This window comes from Massilia sp. CT11-137 (assembly GCF_047302885.1).
GTDB lineage: Bacteria > Pseudomonadota > Gammaproteobacteria > Burkholderiales > Burkholderiaceae_D > Telluria > Telluria orientalis.
On the sequence record NZ_JBKYMP010000001.1, the window covers coordinates 117,914 to 133,064 of the forward strand.

The 15,151-nt window shown below is 62.5% G+C and carries 14 protein-coding genes; 9 read left to right on the forward strand and 5 right to left on the reverse strand.

The genetic code is table 11. The annotated features are described in order from the left end of the window. The first annotated feature begins 2 nt into the window (after positions 1–2). The 9 genes from ACEN98_RS00555 to ACEN98_RS00595 all read left to right on the forward strand — a co-directional run bounded on the left by ACEN98_RS00555 (position 3) and on the right by ACEN98_RS00595 (position 11,315). Positions 3–323 carry a hypothetical protein gene (locus ACEN98_RS00555; protein WP_413380570.1) on the forward strand — a complete coding sequence of 107 codons (321 nt, stop codon included), beginning with the start codon at positions 3–5 and terminating at the stop codon, positions 321–323. A gap of 179 nt (positions 324–502) precedes the next feature. Next, positions 503–3,283: an XrtA/PEP-CTERM system TPR-repeat protein PrsT gene (prsT, locus tag ACEN98_RS00560; protein ID WP_413380572.1), complete on the forward strand. Its 2,781-nt coding sequence runs from the start codon at positions 503–505 to the stop codon at positions 3,281–3,283. Between the two features lie 119 nt (positions 3,284–3,402). After that, positions 3,403–4,179, forward strand: a complete 777-nt coding sequence (locus tag ACEN98_RS00565; protein ID WP_413337325.1) for an N-acyl amino acid synthase FeeM domain-containing protein — start codon at positions 3,403–3,405, stop codon at positions 4,177–4,179. 68 nt (positions 4,180–4,247) lie between these two features. Continuing rightward, a complete protein-coding gene (locus ACEN98_RS00570; protein WP_413380574.1) occupies positions 4,248–5,135 on the forward strand; it encodes a ThiF family adenylyltransferase in 888 nt (295 codons plus the stop codon). Continuing rightward, a complete protein-coding gene (locus ACEN98_RS00575) occupies positions 5,132–6,190 on the forward strand; it encodes a molybdopterin biosynthesis protein MoeY (protein ID WP_413337323.1) in 1,059 nt (352 codons plus the stop codon). The genes ACEN98_RS00570 and ACEN98_RS00575 overlap by 4 nt, the downstream gene beginning before the upstream one ends. 79 nt (positions 6,191–6,269) lie before the next feature. Beyond that, positions 6,270–7,559 (forward strand): glycosyltransferase, encoded by a 1,290-nt coding sequence (locus tag ACEN98_RS00580; protein ID WP_413380576.1) that lies wholly within the window; start codon positions 6,270–6,272, stop codon positions 7,557–7,559. A gap of 188 nt (positions 7,560–7,747) precedes the next feature. Further along, entirely contained in the window at positions 7,748–8,659 is a 912-nt protein-coding gene (locus tag ACEN98_RS00585) for a PEP-CTERM sorting domain-containing protein (protein WP_413380578.1), read from the forward strand. A gap of 310 nt (positions 8,660–8,969) precedes the next feature. Beyond that, positions 8,970–9,866, forward strand: a complete 897-nt coding sequence (locus tag ACEN98_RS00590) for a PEP-CTERM sorting domain-containing protein (RefSeq protein ID WP_413380580.1) — start codon at positions 8,970–8,972, stop codon at positions 9,864–9,866. Positions 9,867–9,989: 123 nt separating this feature from the next. Beyond that, the gene (locus ACEN98_RS00595; RefSeq protein ID WP_413380582.1) at positions 9,990–11,315 is read left to right on the forward strand and encodes an IS4 family transposase; all 1,326 of its coding nucleotides are present in this window, start codon (positions 9,990–9,992) and stop codon (positions 11,313–11,315) included. A 48-nt stretch (positions 11,316–11,363) separates the two neighbouring features. On the opposite strand, the gene ACEN98_RS00600 is transcribed toward ACEN98_RS00595, so the two are convergent. The 5 genes from ACEN98_RS00600 to ACEN98_RS00620 form a co-directional block, all read right to left on the reverse strand. Continuing rightward, positions 11,364–12,446, reverse strand: coding sequence for a nucleotidyltransferase family protein (locus tag ACEN98_RS00600; protein WP_413380584.1), 1,083 nt, complete (start codon positions 12,444–12,446; stop codon positions 11,364–11,366). Continuing rightward, positions 12,443–13,360: an HprK-related kinase A gene (locus tag ACEN98_RS00605; protein WP_413380586.1), complete on the reverse strand. Its 918-nt coding sequence runs from the start codon at positions 13,358–13,360 to the stop codon at positions 12,443–12,445. Before ACEN98_RS00605 ends, ACEN98_RS00600 begins: the two co-directional genes overlap by 4 nt. Continuing rightward, positions 13,354–13,620, reverse strand: coding sequence for an HPr-rel-A system PqqD family peptide chaperone (locus tag ACEN98_RS00610; protein ID WP_413380588.1), 267 nt, complete (start codon positions 13,618–13,620; stop codon positions 13,354–13,356). Before ACEN98_RS00610 ends, ACEN98_RS00605 begins: the two co-directional genes overlap by 7 nt. Before the next feature lie 14 nt (positions 13,621–13,634). Beyond that, positions 13,635–14,288, reverse strand: coding sequence for a hypothetical protein (locus tag ACEN98_RS00615; RefSeq protein ID WP_413380590.1), 654 nt, complete (start codon positions 14,286–14,288; stop codon positions 13,635–13,637). 190 nt (positions 14,289–14,478) lie between these two features. Continuing rightward, positions 14,479–15,108: an XrtA/PEP-CTERM system exopolysaccharide export protein gene (locus ACEN98_RS00620; protein ID WP_056134225.1), complete on the reverse strand. Its 630-nt coding sequence runs from the start codon at positions 15,106–15,108 to the stop codon at positions 14,479–14,481. Positions 15,109–15,151: the final 43 nt, after the last annotated feature.

Consider the following 15,151-nt stretch of genomic DNA (forward strand, 5'->3'; position numbering starts at 1 on the left):
GTATGCCGATCCAGCCGCAACAACTCGCCGCCCTCATGCGCGAAGTCGAACAGGAAGACCCGATCGACTTCGCGGACCTCCCCTTTCCCGAGGACGACTTGCGTGAACTCGTCGCCAACCACCTGTGCGAGATGGCCGCCTCGATGGAAAACTTCAGTACCGAAGACCGTTTGATGACCCTGCTGGCCGTGTCGGCCAAGCTCGTGCTCGAAAACCTTGTATTGCACGTGCAATTGTTGCGTCGCCATGGCTTGCCCGTCGGCGACAACGTCGAAGCCCTGCTGAGCCGGCTGCGCAAAGGCGAAAACGGCCCAGGATCGTAATATAGTCGTCATATTGTCGAGATATGACGTCAAATGTGACCGACTTCCACCACTTTGGTGGGGGGATTTGCAACACGACGGCAAACTTGTGCGTCTTTGTTAGTATTCCTTCAGGTATTATTGTTGAAGAGGAATCCGCACACCATTGCGGTTACGATACATATCTCGAGGAATGCCAGATGCCGCGTCACCCCAACAAGCTGAAACTTACCGCTGCCATCCTGTCCGGCGCGTTCATGGTCGCCGGGCTGTCCGCCTGCGGCCGCTCCACGCAGTCGACCGAGCAGCTGCTGACTGAAGCCAAGCAGTATCAGCAAAAAGGTGACCTGAAGTCGGCAATGATTCAGCTTAAGAATGCGGTCGAAAAGAGCCCGGAAAACGGCGAGGCGCGCATGGAGCTGGGCAACCTCCAACTCAACATGGGCGATTTCCCCTCGGCCGAGAAGGAATTCCGCAAGGCCCGCTCGAATGGGATCGCCGCCGACCGCGTGCTGCCCCAGCTGGCCAGGGCGATGTCGCAGCAAGGCAAGTTCAAGGAAATCCTCGACGAAGTCACGCCGGAAGTGGCCGCCAAATCGGCGCCGTTGTTGACGCTGCGCGGCGACGCCCTGCTGGCCACCGGCAAGCTCGACGAAGCCAAGCAGGCGTTCGAGCAAGCCCTGGCGCTGAACGCCAATGCCGGCGACGCCCTGCTCGGCCTGGCGCGCTACGCCGTCGCCAAGCAGGACAAGGACGCGGCCGCGCGTTACATCGACGAGGCCGTGGCCAAGGATCCGAAGAATGCGGATGTCTTCATGGCGCGCGGCTCGCTGCTGCGCACGCAGGGCAAGTCCGACGAGGCGCTCGCCGCCTTCGACCAGGCGCTGGCACTGAATCCGCACCATCGCACGGCGCACATCGAGAAAGCCTACGTCAACATCACCCGCGGCAAGTTCGCGGACGCAAAAGCGGAAATCGACGCGGCCGAGAAGAATGCGCCCGGCAATCTGCTCGTGACCTATACCCGCGCACTGTACGAATTCTCGCAAGGTAAGTATTCGGCTGCCCAGGATGCCCTGCAACGCGTACTGAAAGTCGCGCCCGATCACATGCCCAGCGTGCTGCTGGCCGGCGCATCGGAACTGAACCTCGGTGCCTTGCAACAAGCCGACCAGCACCTGCGCAAATACCTGGAATTCAATCCGGACGACGTGTACGCCCGCAAGCTGCTGGCCCAGGCCCAGCTCAAGAGCGCGCAACCGAACGACGCTGCAGCCACGCTCGCGCCGGCACTAAAGAACGCGGCGGACGATCCGCAGGTACTCGCGCTGGCCGGCGAAACCTATATGCAGGTGCGTGACTTCAACAAAGCCAGCGTCTACCTGGAAAAAGCCACGACGCTGGCACCGAAGGCGGCCGGCCTGCGTACCTCGCTCGGCCTGTCCAAGCTGGCCCAGGGCGATCAGGCGCGCGGCCTGTCCGAACTGCAGAAGGCCACGGAGCTCGACCCGAAGTCGGCGCAGGCGACGATGGCGCTGGTCCAGACGGAAATCAGCCTCAAGCATTACGACAAGGCGCTGGCCGCCATCGACGCGCTCGAAAAGCAACAGCCCGACAATCCGCAGGTGCTGACCCTGCGCGGCGCCGTCAACATGGTCAAGGGCGACGTGCCTGCCGCCCGTGCCGCGCTGGACAAGGCCGTGGCCCTGCAACCGACCTTCATCCCGGCCGTCCAGAACCTGGCACGCCTGGACCTCGTCGAGAAGAAACCCGACGCCGCCAAGCAGCGCTACGAAAAAGTCCTGCAGAAGGAACCGAACAACGTCGACGCGATGCGCGCCCTGGGCGAACTGGCGACGATGCAGAATCATCCTGAAGAGGCGACGTCGTGGTTCGAGAAGGCCAGCAATGTGAAACCGGAAGCCGTCGGCCCGGCGCTCAACCTCGGCCGGCACTATCTGCGTACGGGACAGGCACAAAAAGCGCTGACGCTGGCACGCAAGGTCCAGACCGCCAACCCGACCAATCCCGAACTGGTGGAACTGCTGGGCCAGGCCCAGATCGCCAACAAGGACACGGCTGGGGCGCTGGAAACCTACAGCAAGCTCGTCAACCTGGCCCCGAAATCGGCCGCGCCGCACCTGCGCCTGGCCGGTGTGCACATGCTGATGCAGAACAATAATGCCGCGGCCGACGACCTGAAGCGCGCCATCGACCTGCAACCGAACCTGATCGCCGCCCGTCTCGCCCAGGTCGAGCTGGCCGTGCGCATGGGCCACGGGGACGAAGCGCTGGCCATGGCTCGCCAAATCCAGAAGATCGACGACAAGTCGCCCGTCGGCTACGCCACCGAAGGCGACGTGCTGATGTCGCAAAGGAAGCCGGCGCAGGCATTGCCCGCCTACGACAAGGCGTTCGCGATCGCCAAGGCGCCGGAAATCCTCATGAAATCCCTGCAGGCCATGACGCTGACCGGCAAGGGCAAGGAAGCGCAAGCCCGTGCAGCCCAATTCCTGAAGGACAACCCGAACGACATCCTGGTCGGCATGTACGTCGCCGAGAACCATCTGGTTGCCAAGGATTACAAGGCCGCGATCGCACGCCTGGAAGACATCGTCAAGCGCGCGCCGAACAATGCTGCCGCGCTGAACAACCTGGCGTATGCTTATCAGCAAGTGAAAGATCCGCGCGCACTTGCAACGGCCGAGCAGGCATATAAACTTGCTGAGAACAACGCCGGCATCATGGACACGCTGGGCTGGCTGCTGGTGGAACAGGGCAATACGGGCCGCGGCCTGCCGCTGCTGCAGAAAGCCAGCACCCTGGTGCCGAAGTCGTCGGAAGTGCGCTACCACCTTGCAGTGGGCCTGAGCAAATCGGGCGACAAGGCGGGCGCGCGCAAGGAGCTCGACAAGCTTCTGGCGGACGACAAATCGTTCGCCCAGGCCGATGAAGCGCGCGCATTGCTAAAGGCTTTGTAAGAAGCTAATATACATTAATAAATAAATAATAATCCACGCCCGGCACCGCCAGGGCGTAGGGCGACCAGAACTTCCGTTCGCAGTACGCGAACGTTTTTAAACAATTGGGGAATCCTGCGATGACGACTTTCGACGATTTCAAGGATCCAGAGGGTGGTTCGGCCGCATCCCTATCGGACGCTCATGATTTTGGTGATCGCGATAATATGACGCCCTCGCAATATGAGGATGTTATCGTGAACCACGATTCGTATGGAATCCGGCTTACCGATACTGCGGACGGGCGAAATTCGGCAAGTATGCTGATCAACAAGATGTATGCCTGGCGCGGTTATGCCGGTACCCATCAATTCAGCGACGACCCGAATCGCATTACCCTCACCGCCACCGACAAGGGTGACGTGGTCGGTACGCTCACGATTGGTATCGATTCGCCGATCGGCCTGATGGCGGACCAGATCTTCAAGGAGGAGCTGGACGCGCACCGCAACAAGGGTGCGCGCCTGTGCGAGTTCACGAAGCTGGCGTTCGACCCGTCGGTCCGCTCTAAAACGTCGCTGGCCAACCTGTTTCACCTGGCCGTGATCTATGCCCGCGACATCCACCAGTGCACGGATATCGTCATCGAAGTGAATCCGCGCCATCGCCGTTTTTACGAACGCATGCTCGGCTTCCAGCAAGAGGGCGAACTGAAAGTCAATCCGCGCGTCGAGGCACCGGCCTACCTGCTGCGGGTGAACCTGGAATTCGTGACGGAGCAGATCCAGAAATACGGTGGCACGTTCAGCGCCGATAACAACGTGTCCGAACGTTCGTTTTACCCTTATTTCTTCTCGCCGCGTGAAGAACGAGGCATCATCAACCGCCTCCTGCGCATGGACGAACAACACGCATAAAATGCGCTGTGCGTAGCAGATATCGGTGCTTTCGGCCGTTTTATCGATAAAACCGTTTTTCCTCATCAATGACAAATCCGTTCCGCTATGAACAGGCGTTTTCGCGCAATATCGGCTGGGTAACGCCTGCAGAACAGCAGACCCTGCGCGGCAAGCGTGTCGCCATTGCCGGCGGCGGCGGGGTCGGCGGCGTACACCTGCTCACCCTCGCTCGCCTGGGCGTGGCGAAGTTTCATATCGCCGACTTCGACACCTTCGACATCGTCAACTTCAACCGCCAGGTCGGCGCCATGATGTCGACGGTCGGCCAACCGAAGGCCGAAGTCCTGGCCCGCATGGCCAAGGACATCAATCCCGAAATCGACGTCAAGATCTTTCCTGACGGCGTCAACCAGGGCAATCTCGACCAATTCCTGGACGGCGTCGACCTCTACGTCGACGCACTCGACTTCTTTGCCTTCGACGCCCGCCAGCAGACGTTTGCCGCCTGCGCCCGCCTCGGCATCCCGGCCACGACGGCCGCGCCGCTGGGCATGGGTGCCGCCCTGCTGAATTTCATCCCGGGCCAGATGACGTTCGAAGAATATTTCCAATGGGGCGACCTGCCCGAACTGGACAAGGCCATTCGCTTCGTCGTCGGCCTGGCGCCGGCCGGCCTGCACCGCCCGTACCTCGTCGTGCCGGACGCCGTCAATTTCGCCGAGCGCCGCGGTCCCTCCACGTTCATGGCCTGCCAGCTATGCGCCGGCATCGTCGCCACCGAGGCGCTGAAGATCCTGCTGGGACGCGGCAAGGTCCTGGCCGCGCCGCACGGCGTGCAGTTCGACGCCTATCGTAACAAGCTGGCCCACACCTGGCGCCCGGGCGGCAACGGCAATCCGTTCCACCGCCTGATGATCGCCGTCGCCAAGCGTCAGATGACGCGCCAGCTCGCCGGGAAAGCGGTACAGGCATGAACCAGACCCTCCGCGACATCCTCGACCTGGCGCGCTGGGCGCCGAGCGGCGACAACACGCAGGTGTGGCGTTTCGAAGTGCTCGGCCCCGACCACGTGGCCGTGCACTTCCACGATACGCGCGAGGATACGGTGTACGACTTCCGCGGCCGCCCGAGCCAGATCTCGCACGGCACCCTGCTGGAAACGATGGCGATCGCCGCCACCGCCCACGGGCTGCGCGCCGAGATCACCCGGCGTCCGGACGACCAGGACCACCTGCCCGTGTTCGACGTACGCTTCGTTCCCGATCCCGCTGTGAAGCCGAGTCCGCTGCTGGGCGCCATCACGACCCGCAGCGTGCAGCGCCGCGCGATGAGCACGCGCCCCCTGCTGCCCGAGGAAAAACGTGCCCTCGAGGACAGCGTCGGCCCCGGCTACGAAGTGCGCTGGATCGAAGGCTTCAGCGGCAAACTGGCCGCGGCGCGCCTGATGTTTTCGAACGCCAAGCTGCGCCTGACGATGCCGGAAGCCTACGAGGTACACCGCCGCATCATCCACTGGAACGCACGCCACAGCCCCGACCGCGTGCCCGACCAGGCCCTGGGCGTCGATGCCGCCACCCTGCGCCTGATGAAATGGGCGATGGTCAGCTGGGGCCGCCTGTCGACGATGAACCGGCTGATGGGCACCTGGGCGCCGCGCCTGCAGATGGACCTCGTGCCGGGTCTGCGCTGCGCCGCCCACTTCGTCATCATGGCCAGGCACGCACCGGAAACGGTCGAGGATCACGTCGCCGCCGGCCGCGCCGTGCAGCGTTTCTGGCTGACGCTGACCCACCTGGGCCTCGCGATGCAGCCGGAGATGACGCCCCTGATCTTTTCCGCCTACGTGCAGCATGGCGAGCCGTTCTCGACCGTCGACAAATTGCACCATTCGGCGCGGCAATTGCAGCAACGTCTGCACAAGCTGATCGGCACCGGCAACGGCCATCCGGTCTTCATGGGCCGGCTCGGCGCAGGTCCGGCGCCCCAGGCCCGTTCGCTGCGCAAGCCGCTCGAAGAACTGATGAAGTAAACCGGCGGCGCGGGATGTCCGCGCCGCCGGCGCCGTCCGCCTGGCACGTTCCCGCAACCATCTTTCTATCGATACCCCTATGGAACGTATCAAAATCCTGTTCTTTGCGGAAGCCGTGACGCTCGCCCACGTCGGCCGCCCCATCGCGCTCGCGCAATCTCTCGATCCCGCACGTTTCGACGTGCACGTCGCGTGCGCGGACGGCTACGAATTCTGCTTCAACGGGACGCAGTTCACCCGCTGGACCATCCACAGCATTCCGAGCCAGCAATTCCTCGACGCGCTCGCGGGCGGCAAGCCGGTGTACAGCACGGCGACGCTCGCCAGCTACGTCGAAGACGACCTGCGCGTGCTCGACGCGGTCCGTCCGGACATCGTCATCGGCGATTTCCGGCTGTCGCTCTCGGTCAGTGCACGGCTGCGCCGGATCCCGTACGTGTCGCTGATGAATGCCTACTGGAGCCCGTACGTCGTGCAGCATTACGCCGTGCCGCACATCCCGCTGACGCGCCTGCTGCCGATCCGCATCGCGAATGCGATCTTCCGCATGGCGCGTCCGGTCGCGTTCGCCTCGCATTCCGTGCCGCTGAACCGCGTACGCCGCCAGTACGGCCTGCCGTCGCTGGGTACCGACTTGCGCAAGGTCTATACGGACGCCGACTACAGCATGTACGCCGACGTCCCCGATCTCTTCCCGCCGAAGAGCCTGCCCCAGCAGCATGCCTACATCGGCCCCATCATCTGGGCGCCGCCGCTGGCCAAGCCGGACTGGTGGGATAAATTGCCGGAAGATAAGCCGATCGTCTACGTCACGCTCGGCAGTTCCGGCCAGGGCCGCCTGCTGCCGCTGGTGCTGGAAGCGCTGGCGCCGCTGCCGGTGACGGTCATCGCCGCCACGGCGGGCACGATCGACGTGGCCAGTGCGCCGACGAATGCGTTCGTTGCCCCTTATCTGCCGGGCGACCTGGCGGCCAAGCGCGCCAGCCTCGTCGTCTGCAACGGCGGCAGCCCGACCAGCCAGCAGGCGTTGGCCGCCGGCGTGCCGGTGCTCGGCATCGCCAGCAATCTCGACCAGTTCCTGAACATGAGCGGCGTCATCAAGGCCGGTGCTGGCGCCCTTCTGCGCGCCGACCGCTTCCGCGCCAAGAAACTGACGCGCCAGGTGCGCGCAATGCTCGACGATCCGGCGCTGAGGGCAGGCGCCCGTCGCGTGGCCGACGCCTTCTCCAACTATCCGGCGGCGCAACGCATGACGGCGTTTCTGGAAGGCGTACAGGCATTCCATCGCCATGCACCGACCACTTACGTGGAGGCCAATTCCGTTGCAACCGAGAATCAAAAAAGTGCGTTAACGAACGCTATTCAGTGACTGTCGGAATTTTTTACAGCAGCCCTCCCCCCGAATCGGGTATTTTTTTGCATTTATTCATAAGTCGTTGATTTAGAACAGCAGAACAACTCCTGGCACGGCATTTGCATTAGGGTTGGCATAAGCCGCATCAATGAACATGCGGTTTAACCGAACAAACCTAACACGCATCCACTTTTGGAGCCTAAATGAAGAATTCGTTCCGCAAACTGATCCCGGTCGCAGCCGCCCTTGGTCTGGTCTTCGCCGCATCGTCGGCACAAGCATTCACCCTGCAAAATGGTGCTGGCGTAACGTACGCATCCAACGTGAATAGCCTGGACTGGAACTCCACCGGCAGCGGCGTTGCCAAAGGCATCGCCAACGGCGTGGCACTGACGCAAGGCAATCCCTTTAATTTCCTGTATCAGGCGAACCTGTCGTCCGTTAATGGCCAGACCACTGGCAACTTCCGCGGCAACCTGGATTCGACCGCGGATGGCGTGGCGAACGACTCGTCGGCTTTCGAGTTCACGATCGTGGCAAAGCTGAGCGAATACGTGAAAACGTCGTCGGCCGATCCGGTCAACAAGACGGTGAGCGCAACCTTCGGCCTGAACAACACCGTCGGCGCCAACAAAGTGGCGATCTTCTACGACACCAAAGCCAACGCCTTCACCAGCGCCGGCACCGGCTTCGACGACGGCGTCATGGTTGCCCTGCTGACCGTCGACCCGGCCAGCACGCTCTCCACGTTCACCACCAACGTCGTCACCGGCAGCGGCCTGGGTTCGACCAAGATGACGGCTTCGATCATGGAAAGCGGCGACTTCATCAACCAGAACTATCTGAAGGGTCTGACGAACGTGAGCTTCAAGTTCGACTCGAACCTGAACCTGCCGGCACTCGACTCGATGACCAGCTCGTTCCACTCTGGCGCCGGCGGCAACACGGACCTGTTCCCGGCGTACGGTGTGACGCCGAACGACCTGGTGTTCAAGGTCGACGGCGCGACCTCCGTCGAGAACGGCCGCGTGCCGGAACCGGCAAGCATCATGCTGCTGGGTATGGGCATGCTGGGCCTGGTCGGCGCCAAGCGCCGCCGCGCTCCGAAGGCCTGATCCGGACAGGCATCGGCATCACGAAAACCGCGGCTACGGCCGCGGTTTTTTATTGTGCGCAACTTTCTTTATGATATGACCGATTTCCTTCACGCATTCTTTCCCAAAAACATCTAAAAACTTTACGCAAGGACACATAAAAAATCGGAATTTTTTACAGTTGGCCTACCCCGGACGCAAGTTTTCGACGTAAGCTTTTGATTTATAAAGAAAAGAAAAGACTGGCACGGGGTTTGCATTAAGTAGGAACAAGCCCGCAGAACGCGGCGCCTATACCGAACAACTTAATAAGCATCCACTTGGAGCCAACATGAAGATTTCGTTCCGCAAATTGATTCCGGTTGCAGCCGCACTCGGTTTCGCATTCGCTGCATCGTCGGCACAAGCATTCACTCTGCAAGACGGTAGCGGCGGTGTCTACGCTACCAACGTGACCAGCCTGGACTGGAACTCGACCGGCAGCGGCGTCGCCAAGGGGATCCCGAGCGCTCAGCAACTGACCGTAGGCAAACAATTCGACTTCCTGTATCAAGCCAACCTGTCCGCCGTCAATGGCAGCACGACCGCCAATTTCCGTGGCAACCTGGACTCGACCGCAGACGGCGCCCCGAACGACTCCTCGGCTTTCGAATTCACGATCGTGGCAAAGCTGAGCGAATTCGTGAAAACGTCCAGCACGGCGGGCACCACGCTGAACGCCAGCTTTGGCCTGAACAACACCCCGGGCGCGAATAAGGTCGCCATCTATTACGACACCCAAGCCAACGCCTTCACCAGCACCGGCACCGGTTTCGATGACGGCATCATGGTTGCCCTGCTGACCGTCGATCCGAACGTCACGCTGTCGACGTTCACCACCGACAGCGCTACCGGCGTCGGCATCGGTTCGACCAAGATGACCGCTGCGATCCTCGAGTCGGGCGACTTCATCAACCAGGACTACCTGGCTGGCCTGACGAGCGTGACGTTCAAATACGACTCGAACCTGAACCTGCCGGCCGGCGACTCGCTGACCAACGGCTTCCACAAAGGTGGCGACGCCCTGTTCCCGGACTACAGCGTGACGACGGACGACCTGGTGTTCAAGGTCGACGGCGCCTTCTCGGTCGAAAACGGCCGCGTGCCGGAACCGGCAAGCATCATGCTGCTGGGTATGGGCATGCTGGGCCTGGTCGGCGCCAAGCGCCGCCGCGCTCCGAAGGCCTGATCCGGACAGGCATCGGCACCATGCAAAACCGCGGCCTCGGCCGTAATGCCGTTCAGTTAAGACTGAACGGCATTTTTATTTAATCGTTGTAAACGCCGGGCATCGCTGTTAACCTTCGTCGCCATGTTCGACGACACTCTGCATTTTCTGGCAAATCATCTTGAGGCTCCCGACTGGGCAAGGTTGGGGGAGCATTTGCCATACGAATGGATCGAGCAGGCCGTCATGAGCACGGAAGCGACGAGTATCCGACATCGTCGCCTGCCTGCCGAGCAGGTTGTATGGCTGATGGTGGCACTGGCTTTGTATCGGCACAAATCGATCAGCGAAGTGCTGGATGATCTTGGTTTGGCGCTACCGGACGCGCAGACGCCGTTCGTCAGCAAAAGCGCTGCGGCCCAAGCGCGCCAGCGCGTCGGACCTGAGCCCTTGAAGTGGCTATTCGAGCGCTCGGCAAGGCATTGGGTGACGCAGGACAGGAAGGCTTACCTGTTCAAAGGACTGCAGCTGTTCGCCATGGACGGGACGACCTTGCGCACGCACGACACTGCGGAAAATCGCAATCACTTTGGCGCCCAGAGTTACGCCAGCGATACGGTCGCCAGCTATCCGCAAGTGCGCGGTGTCACCCTCACGTCGCTGCCCACGCACCTGGTGCATAGTGCCGCGTTCGGCCCATACTCGACCAATGAAATGCTGTACGCAAAGCAGCTTGTCGAGGCTATTCCGGATGAATCGCTGACGGTCTTTGATCGAGGCTTTCTCTCGGCCGAAATCTTGTGCGGCCTGACAGGCAGCGGCGCCGAACGGCACTACATCATTCCAGCCAAATCGAACACCAAGTGGGAAGCGCTCGAAGCCGAAAGCGACGATATGCTGGTGCGCATGCGTGTGTCGCCCCAGGCCAGGGCCAAGTGCGCAGAATTGCCCGAGTTCTGGGAAGCGCGCGCGATCACCGTCGTCGACGCACAGGCGCGCAAACGCATCCTGCTGACCTCGCTGCGCGACCGTCGTCGCTACAAGCCAAGCGATATCGCCGCCTGTTACGACAAGCGCTGGGGGATTGAAACGAGCTACCGGGAGCTCAAGCAAACGATGCTCGGCACGGCACTGACGCTGCGCTCGAAAACAACGGATGGCGTATATCAGGAAATCTGGGGAACGCTTATCGCCTACAACCTGATCCGGCTCGAGATCGCCAAGGCTGCGCTGGCGGTGAAGTGCGAGCCGACCGAGGTCAGCTTCATCCGGGCATTCCACCTGATCCAATTCGAACTGCACTGGGCCGGCGTCACGAGATCGTATGGAAAATTGCCTGCGTCGATGAGACACTTGCGGGAAAGGCTGGTTAGCCTCCTGAAAGACGAACGGCCCGGCCGCAAATGCGACCGGGCCGTCAAGGCAACGCCAAAGCGTTATGCCGTCCGGAAGGTCAAGAAGCTAGCTTAACTGAACGGCATTACGGCCTCGGCCGCGGTTTTTTTATGGGCGGACGGGTCAGGCTGCCTGTGTGTCGCTCTTCCCGCTGAGGAACGCTTTATGAAACAGATGCCGGGCCAGCAGCAGCGGCGGCATGCGCAGCCAGTTCCCGCGCACGTACAAGGCAAAGCGCGCCGCGTCGCTGAATGCGTCCGCGCAGCTTGCATGCAGCGGCAGCAGCGCGCGCGCGAACAAGCGGTCCATCAGCCACAGCAGGGCCGCGTTCGGTCCCTCGGATGCCACCGCCGCCTGCACGGCCGGCGGGACGACGGTACCGAGCAGACGCGGACAATACCGCAGCGCATAGAACAGCGGCCGCCCAAGCTCGAGCTCGCGAGCCCGCGCCGGCAACGTCTCCCAGAACCCGGGCGCCTGGCCGAACTGCGTCAGCAGGCGGTGCAGGTCGACGAGGTCGCGCAAGCCCTTGTCGAATTCGCCGTCGAAGAACAGGTGCACGGCGCTGTGCAGGACCATGTCGGCCGGCGACAACGTGGCCAGATGCGGTTCGCCCGGGATCGGACGAGCGCTCGCGCGCAGCCTGGCCGGATCCGGGCGCACGGGGGCCGTTTCCGGCAGGATCGCGTGGTGCACGTCGATCGAGTTGCCGCGCCGGGCGTGCTGCATCGGCGGCAACTCGTGCATCCATTCCCGGTAGTAGCGCTGGTCGTAGGCATCGTGGTGCGTGGTGATCCAGCCATGCATCATCAGCGCCGCCTCGACCTCGGGCAGCCGCGCCTTCGGCACGAGAATGTCGATGTCGGAAAACAGGCGGCCGCGGCCGGCGTCCAGGCCCGCCATCGCGTATGCGGCGCCCTTGAGCAGGATCAGCGGCAGTCCCAGCCCGTCGAGCGCCCGGCCGATCTGGCGGACTTCGTAGCGGGCCGCCCTGGCATGTCCGGCGGCGCCCACGCGCGTCCACTCCAGGTGCGCGCGCGGTGCGGCGGGAACGGCATCGAGCAGGCCGGCATCTTCCAGCAGGACGAGCAGATACGCGTCGAGGTTGGCGGCGTCGGCCTGGCGCAGCAGCAGGTCCCAGCCGGCGTCGTCCAGTCCTTGCACGGTGCCCGGATCGCGCAACACGCGTATCAGCAGCGGCGTCATGCGTCCCCCAGCACCAGGCGTTCGAACAACGCCATCGCCTCGGGCAGGCTGCTGTAGCGGAACGTGTAGGCGTCGCTGGCGTCGATCAGCCCGCCGAGGGCCGTAAAGCCGCGCGCACCCAGCACCTGGTAGTTGAAACAGTTGTCGGCCACCTGCATGAAGGCGCGCGCCTTCGGCAGCGGATCCAATGCGATGGCGGCACCGGCCTCCCAGCGCGGGAACACGATGCATGCCGGGCGCGCGGGTTCGAGGGCGCGGGCGATGCTTGCTCCCGGCGCCTTCAGGTGGGCGATCGTTCCCTTGGTCGTTTCTTCCACGGGCCGGCTCAGTACGGCGTCCGGACGGAACGCACGGATGATGTCGATCGACGTATTCTTGAGGCTGACCGGGCGCGGCAGCGGCACGAGAACGCCGTCGTCGAGGCGCACGAGCGTCATCTCGTCCGACAGCAGCCGCCAGCCGTGGCCCAGCAGGGCGGCCGTCAGCGTGCTCTTGCCGGAGCCGGGCGGTGCCGGCAGGATGATGGCGCGGCCATGTTTCTCGAGCACGGCCGCGTGGACGATCAGGTAGCCGTGGGCGCGGTGGGAGACGCACCAGTTCATGGTCCATTCCAGCATCGGATACGCCTGCGCCAGCGGCAGGGGCTGGAACGGCGTGGTGCCGTCGTAGGCGAAATGTACCTGCGACTTGTACCAGCGGCGCAAGCCGCCCGAACGCCGCAGTTCGAGGTGGAAGTCGACGAAGCCGCCCACAGGCTCGACGGGGTAATCCGCATACATCAGCGCGACGCTGTCGATCAAGGGCGCCACGTCGCTGCGGATGCGGTTGGTGAAGGGGCCGGTGCGCAACACGAGGCCGTCATCGGACAGGCGTGCCGCCAGTTCGGCGCGCGACAGCGAACCGACCGTCAGCATGGCTCGATCAGGTCCAGCCCGGCAAGCGCTGCCAGCATCTCGTCGATCAGGGAAACGAGGTCGTCGTCGCCGGCATCGAAGCGGTCGGCCAGGCGGCCGGCCAGCCCGACCGCATCGGCGGGCTCGTCACGCAGGGCGAACAACAGGTCGAGCGCGGCGCCATCCAGCAGGTGGGTATTGCCCGACAAGTCGTTGTACAGCACGGCTTCCCCATCCCATTCCCGGCAGGCCAGCGCCTGGCCAGGCATCAGACGCCACATGCGTTTCGCCGCTCTTATACGTCGTAAGGCGAGGGAGCGTGAATCGAGCTGAGGTAGTGTGCGACCTCGGCGGTGCCCCAGTACACGCTCGCCGTCGGGCTGAACCGGCCCGTGGACTGCAGCTCGTTCCACATGGTCTGCAGGTCTTCAACCTTCAGGAAGCCCACGTAACCCTGCAGGATATTAAGATAGGCAGTGACCAGGTGCATGCCAACGCGGTTGGTATCGAACGACTGGGGATTCAGCATATCCGACAGCTTGGCGCAGCCATAAGAACCCGGTTCATAATATTTGGCGCCAGACGTTTTCTTTGCGTAATAAGTATCCGTATAACGCGTCGGACAGGAGCCGCCACTGGTCACCGAAAAAACCCTGGAAAACATGAGATCGCGCGAGACTGGCCAGCCGCACTTGGGAGCCAGCCAGTAATCCGGCCCCATACCGCTGCACGCGGGCGCGGTATTGCCATAATGACTCGTCGACAAGCCGTCCGACAGCGAGCCCGAAGGCGATCTGCAGACCATCGACGCCATCGCCGATTTGCTTTCCAGCGTCGCGAGTACCCCCGCGCCCATGCCGGCTTTGGCCAGGCGACGGCGTGCCGCGCCCCGTTTGGTCAAGGACGGCGCCGGTTCGATCTTGTCGTTATCTTGATGTTCGGTAGCCACGTGCGTTCCCCAAAATGTTGTCGCTCACTGAGGGCGACCAGTACCTGATCAAGCAAGTTTTACGCCAACGTGGTTCCTGGAAGAAAAACTTACATTAAATCAGGTGCTTATTTTGGCGCCGTACCACCCAGCAACCACTATTGTATGTTGGAACACTGAGTGGTGTAAAAAATATCGACGACTGATGTTATCAGAAGAAGCTTTCCGGGATGACGAGGACGTCGCCCGGACGCATCGGCACGTTGGCCGAGATGTCGCCATCCTTGATCAGGTCGTCCAGGCGGACGTTGAAGCGTTGTTGTTTGCCGTCCACGTTACGGATCAGGCTGGCGCGATTGCCCGCCGCGAATTCGGTGGTGCCGCCGACGGCGATCATCACGTCCATCAGGCTCATGTCGCGGCGATATGGCAGCGCCTGCGGCTTGGTCGCCTGGCCGATCACACGGATCTGTTCGGAGTAATTGCCGATGAAGTTCGTGACGACGACGGTGACGACCGGTTGCTGGATGTACTTGGCCAGGGCTTTTTCGATGTCACGCGCAAGCGCGGTCGACGTCTTGCCGGCAGCCGGCAGGTCCTCGACGAGCGGCGTCGTGATCTTGCCGTCCGGACGGACCGGCACCGACATCGACACTTCCGGGTTGCGCCAGACGATGATGTTGACGGCATCGCCCGGCCCGATCAGATATTGGGAATCGGTCACCTGCGTCTCGATCGGCTGTTGGCCACCACGCGTTGCGCAACCGCCCAGCGCCAGCACGCATGCAGCGGCGAGCACGATCGCCGAATATTTCCCCAGGTTCGCCTTGTACTTGCCCACGTCAGATCCCTTTCGGTAAAGCCATTGTTATAAAGCCATTAAC

Excerpts from the sequence above, each read along its gene's own strand:
- ACEN98_RS00555 (WP_413380570.1), top strand. The coding sequence starts at position 3 with ATGCCGATCCAGCCGCAACAACTCGCCGCCCTCATGCGCGAAGTCGAA.
- prsT (WP_413380572.1), top strand. The coding sequence starts at position 503 with ATGCCGCGTCACCCCAACAAGCTGAAACTTACCGCTGCCATCCTGTCC.
- ACEN98_RS00565 (WP_413337325.1), top strand. The coding sequence starts at position 3,403 with ATGACGACTTTCGACGATTTCAAGGATCCAGAGGGTGGTTCGGCCGCA.
- ACEN98_RS00570 (WP_413380574.1), top strand. The coding sequence starts at position 4,248 with ATGACAAATCCGTTCCGCTATGAACAGGCGTTTTCGCGCAATATCGGC.
- ACEN98_RS00575 (WP_413337323.1), top strand. The coding sequence starts at position 5,132 with ATGAACCAGACCCTCCGCGACATCCTCGACCTGGCGCGCTGGGCGCCG.
- ACEN98_RS00580 (WP_413380576.1), top strand. The coding sequence starts at position 6,270 with ATGGAACGTATCAAAATCCTGTTCTTTGCGGAAGCCGTGACGCTCGCC.
- ACEN98_RS00585 (WP_413380578.1), top strand. The coding sequence starts at position 7,748 with ATGAAGAATTCGTTCCGCAAACTGATCCCGGTCGCAGCCGCCCTTGGT.
- ACEN98_RS00590 (WP_413380580.1), top strand. The coding sequence starts at position 8,970 with ATGAAGATTTCGTTCCGCAAATTGATTCCGGTTGCAGCCGCACTCGGT.
- ACEN98_RS00595 (WP_413380582.1), top strand. The coding sequence starts at position 9,990 with ATGTTCGACGACACTCTGCATTTTCTGGCAAATCATCTTGAGGCTCCC.
- ACEN98_RS00600 (WP_413380584.1), bottom strand. The coding sequence starts at position 12,446 with ATGACGCCGCTGCTGATACGCGTGTTGCGCGATCCGGGCACCGTGCAA.
- ACEN98_RS00605 (WP_413380586.1), bottom strand. The coding sequence starts at position 13,360 with ATGCTGACGGTCGGTTCGCTGTCGCGCGCCGAACTGGCGGCACGCCTG.
- ACEN98_RS00610 (WP_413380588.1), bottom strand. The coding sequence starts at position 13,620 with ATGTGGCGTCTGATGCCTGGCCAGGCGCTGGCCTGCCGGGAATGGGAT.